Below are 4,549 nucleotides of genomic sequence, written 5' to 3' on the forward strand. Positions count from 1 at the left end.
TAAGTCCGCCACGGCCGGCAGCCACCGAGGCGTAGGGCGAGCGCAAGGAGGTCATGGCGCAACAGTCGGTGAGACGGGGTCGGGAGAACCAGGTAGAGCCAACGTACCCCGAGTACGCCGGTCTGATGTGGACCCGATCCGCGAACTCCCATGCAGGCCGGCGGTCCATGGCCGCAAAAGAGGCCGGACAGATGGCAGCATCCGACTACGCGTCACGGCAATCCTGAAGTTTTCCCTTGCCCTGAAGGGGGCGTCCACAGATGGCTCTCGGACCGCTATTCGGCGCAACAGGGCCACGGCTTGGCACAGCAGACCTGCCTGGCATACCTGGCGCGCGATGTGGCGTACGCGCTCGAGGCCAGCGACGACCCAATGCCGTTCCGGCTCGAGCTCTGGCTGAGCTCGGCCTTCGACTTGGCCTACGCCACCGCACGCCTGGCCGCCTCCACTCTGGCCGCCAAGCGGCGGGCGCTCGAATGCAGGCTGAACGCGATCCTGGCAGCGCGGAGCGGGTGCGAACTGGCCCGGGCGCCGCAAGCGAAACTGTGGCGAGCGCGCGACCAGCTCCCCACCTTTGTGGACTGGCCTGGCTGGGTCGGGGCGACGAACAACGCCTGCGAGCGCGACCTCCGCCCCGCCGTGATCCAGCGCAAGCTCACCAACGGCTATCGCGCGATGTGGGCCGGTCAGGGTGAGGCGGACGTGCGCACCGTGGCCAACACCGCCCGCCTCGCGCCGAACACCAGCGTATTCGGTACCATCCTGACGACCGTCACGGCCTAGCCGCTACGCCGCAGAAGTCAGAGGGGGTGGGTAATTACAAGAATATGCCTCAGTATTTGACGGCGCCAGGATGTATAGGCCTGTCATCATCGCCATATCTTTAGTTGCGCTGGACCACAAGCATTGCACCCCGCTTAAGACCGACGCCTTTGCCCAGGGCATCGGCCAGGCATCTCCGGCGCCGGAGGATGAAGCCATGACCGGCCAGCCAGTGACCCGACCAGCGACCATGATGCAGACCGCGGCCGCCAAATGGGCCGAGTGGAAGCCTATTGCTATTGGTGTGGCGATCGGCCTGATCGCCGGCCCCATCGTGTCCGGTTTCTCCGGCTTCCAGATCCGCACCAGCACCGCCGAGGCCGCCAGCCGTGCCGGCATCATCGAGCAGCAGGCAATCTTCTGTGCCGAGCGCGCCCGCGGCACGATGCCGGCCGGTGCCGCAGTGCCCGAGTGGAACGCCCGCAACGAACTGGCACGCAACTGGGCCATCATGCCGGGCGCCGCAACCGCCGACTCCGAGGTGATCTATGCCTGCTCCGGCAAGCTCGCAGGCTGAGGCCATGCCGCGCTGTTCCCACCGCGGGAACTTGGCCTTCTGTAGGTCTCTCCGGCGAGAGGGCTCGACGGCGCCGGAGCCGGCCTACACCTAGGCTCTGTTCGGCGAGCACGTTGAAAAACGGTGCCCGACCAGCACAAGTGAAACCTCGGTTTCTCCGAGGCCGGACTGAGGCGGCGGCGCCGCACCGCGGCGATGCTGCCATTCTCGACGTGCGACCGAGTTATCCGACCCAGTTATTAGAAGGACAAAGCGATGACTGAGCACCTCATAGATATTCTGGATGGCAGCCAACGGGTCCTACACACCTATCCGGTCACTTTGCCAGGACCGGAAGGTGCTGCGACCGATGCGGATTACGGGGCGAAAGCTTTGGAGGCGGCCGCTCACGGACAGCTAGTCCCCGATATCGAACTCCGGGACTTAAGCGCAAGTACGCACATCAGTCGAAGTGGCCGGATGGAACCCTACGGGGACACTATCAGCAGCAACTCCGAAACGAAACTCGGTCTAGAACAGTTGGTACGTGAACACGCTTATGTTCTTTGGGAGCAGGCCGGTCGGCCAGAAAGACAGGCCGACGATCACTGGAATCGTGCGCTCGATCAGCATCTCCGTGAGCGCGCCTACGTGCTTTGGCGCCAGGAGGGATGTCCCGAAGGACGTGCCGATGAACATTGGCGTCGAGTGCGAGAGTTTGAGGCCTACTGAGATCTTGATGGTGTGGACGCCCCCCGACGGCATCGATGTGCCAAGGTGGAGGTGTTGAGCAACCACCAAGGGAGGCGTCCGTGGGACAGGCTAGCACGATCGGGCTCGACATTGCGAAGCAGGTATTCCAGGCGCATGGCGCCGATGCGGGCGGGCGGGTGGTGTTTCGCAAGCGCCTGGTGCGGGCCAAGGTCCTCTAGTTCTTCGCGGGACAGGCGCCGTGTGTTGTGGCGCTGGAGGCCTGTGGCGGGGCACACCATTGGGCACGGGAGATCGGCAAGCTGGGCCATACGGTGCGGCTGATCCCGCCGGCCTATGTGAAGCCGTTCATCAAGCGGCAGAAGTAGGAGGCCGCCGCCGTAACGGTGGCGGCCATCGTGGTGGTCCTCGGTAGGGTGGGGTTGTCGAGACCTACACCCCAAACCTTGGATAGCCACGATGACCGACGACAGGATTGCCCTTCGGGAGCTGTTGGAGAAGGGCTCTGACGCCACTTTCCTGCGGGAGATGATTGGTTTTGCTGAGCATCGGCTGATGGAGCTGGATGCTGAGGGGGCCTGCGGCGCCGGCCACGGCGAGCGCAGCGCTGATCGGGTGAACCAGCGCAACGGCTACCGCGAGCGCGACTGGCAGACCCGGGTCGGCACGGTGGAGTTGCGCATTCCGAAGCTGCGGCGTGGCTCCTATTTCCCGGCCTTCCTGGAGCCGCGGCGGCTGGCGGAGAAGGCGCTGACGGCGGTGATCCAGGAGGCCTATGTCCAAGGCATCTCCACCCGCTCGGTGGACGCCTGGTCCGGGCCATGGGCATGGAGGGGATCAGCAAGAGCCAGGTGAGCCGTCTTTGCGGCGAGATCGACCAACAGGTGCAGGACTTCCTTGCCCGCCCGATTGAGGGCGACTGGCCCTATCTCTGGCTCGACGCCATCTATGTGAAGGTCAGAGAGGCGGGCCGCATTGTCTCGGTCGCGGTCACCATCGCGGTGGGCGTCAATGGCGATGGCCGGCGCGAGGTGCTCGGCATGGCGGTCGGCGCCTCGGAAGCGGAGACCTTCTGGACCGACTTCCTGCGTGGCCTAGCCCGGCGTGGCCTGCGCGGTGTGAGGCTGGTCATCTCCGACGCCCATGAGGGCCTCAAGGCCGCTGTGGCCAGGGTGCTCAGGGCGACGTGGCAGCACTGCCGCGTGCATTTTGGCCGCAATGCCGCGGCCCATGCCGGCAAGACCCAGCGCCGCATTGTCTCGGCCTGGATCGGCACCGCCTATGCCGAAGCGGACGCCCCAGCTGCCCACGCCCAGTGGCGCCGGGTTGCCGACCAACTCCGCCCCAAGGTGCCGAAGCTCGCCAGCCTGATGGACGCTGCCGAGGAGGACGTCCTGGCCTTCATGGACTTCCCCCGCGAGCACCGCGCCAAGCTCCACAGCACAAACCCGATCGAGCGGCTCAACGGCGAGATCAAGCGCCGCACCGACGTGGTCGGCATCTTTCCCAACGAAGCTGCCGTTGTCAGGCTCGTCGGTGCGCTGCTCCTCGAGCAATCCGACGAGTGGGCCACCCAGCGCTCCCGCTACATGACGCTGGAGACGATCGGTGCCGTAAGCGATACTGCCCCCGTCAGCCTGCCCGCCGTGGCAAACTGAAGGCGCCCAACCCGCCAAGGAGCATCGCTCCTACACCACGCCCAGGGACGCGACCTGCAACACGGCGACCGGCAGTCTCAATGACCGTATCGACGCCGCCATCAGTCGCCGTTTTGCTCCATTCGACGCAGTCCGCATCGGTGGCAGGGAAAGTGTCAGTCGCGCCTCATTGTCGGGCGAGGCCGAGCTTCGGCGCTGGTATCAGTAGCCATGATACGTTCCGCGCCACTGGCGACCGCTGCGAACAACGCATTCATGCCGACAGCGCCGAGGCCCACCACTGCGCTCGTATCGCTGGCCTGCGTACCCGCCGTGTTCACACCAGATCCGGACCACTTTCGCCGTGTCACCTCAGCAGGGCTCACTGCGCCCGACCCGTTGACCGGTGCAACACGCTGACAAGTCATGCATCGTGTGTTTTCCTCCAGCACCTCGACGATAGCCCTGCCTACCGAAGCTTTCTCATTCCAGCGTAGGGTTTAGCGCCACGGCACCGCGCGGGGTGATCGCCAGGGCGACGTCAGAACCGGAAAAACGGATTGGCAAGGTCAGCCCTGCGGTATCCTCCGCCACGGCCCTCACCCGCCCGCTCTCTCGCCCAGTTCGGGTGTCCCAGAGTACGACCTCGTAAGCACCAGGCATCAAACCGGGCACTCTGAGGGTAAGTGAGACTTGGCCGCCTTGAGCAGCCCGACGCAGGGGACGTCGCCCTTTTTCAAACGGCGCGTCCTCCAAGTCTGGACGCAGGAGCCAGATCACGGCTTGGCGTGCATCGCCGCAGCCGAAGACATGGACGCTGCTGCCGGAAGCTCTGATCTCCTCTCCGAGATTGCGGCGGGAGAAGCGCGGCCAGTCCACTAAT

Annotated in this window: 3 protein-coding genes and 3 pseudogenes; 5 read left to right on the forward strand and 1 reads right to left on the reverse strand. The window is 65.2% G+C overall.

What is annotated here, in order from left to right:
* Positions 1–261 precede the first annotated feature (261 nt).
* From EP26_RS31280 to EP26_RS31295, 5 genes and pseudogenes are all read left to right on the forward strand, one after another.
* A pseudogene (locus EP26_RS31280) lies at positions 262–783 on the forward strand (IS66 family transposase); the annotation flags it as partial.
* A gap of 196 nt (positions 784–979) precedes the next feature.
* Positions 980–1,339 (forward strand): hypothetical protein, encoded by a 360-nt coding sequence (locus EP26_RS31285; RefSeq protein ID WP_043345705.1) that lies wholly within the window; start codon positions 980–982, stop codon positions 1,337–1,339.
* A 255-nt stretch (positions 1,340–1,594) separates the two neighbouring features.
* On the forward strand, positions 1,595–2,050 hold the full coding sequence (locus tag EP26_RS34500) for a DUF2934 domain-containing protein (protein ID WP_084113222.1): 456 nt from the start codon (positions 1,595–1,597) through the stop codon (positions 2,048–2,050).
* 35 nt (positions 2,051–2,085) lie between these two features.
* Positions 2,086–2,394, forward strand: a pseudogene (locus tag EP26_RS34505) (hypothetical protein); the annotation flags it as partial.
* 94 nt (positions 2,395–2,488) lie between these two features.
* Positions 2,489–3,687 (forward strand): annotated as a pseudogene (locus tag EP26_RS31295) (IS256 family transposase).
* A 462-nt stretch (positions 3,688–4,149) separates the two neighbouring features.
* Here the strand turns inward: EP26_RS31295 and EP26_RS37190 are convergent.
* The coding region (locus tag EP26_RS37190; RefSeq protein WP_211259669.1) for a hypothetical protein at positions 4,150–4,549 on the reverse strand (400 nt) is incomplete at its 5' end.

The sequence above is a fragment of the Belnapia moabensis DSM 16746 genome (assembly GCF_000745835.1).
GTDB lineage: Bacteria > Pseudomonadota > Alphaproteobacteria > Acetobacterales > Acetobacteraceae > Belnapia > Belnapia moabensis.

Coding starts and splice junctions, on each gene's coding strand:
- EP26_RS31285 (WP_043345705.1), top strand. CDS start 980: ATGACCGGCCAGCCAGTGACCCGACCAGCGACCATGATGCAGACCGCG.
- EP26_RS34500 (WP_084113222.1), top strand. CDS start 1,595: ATGACTGAGCACCTCATAGATATTCTGGATGGCAGCCAACGGGTCCTA.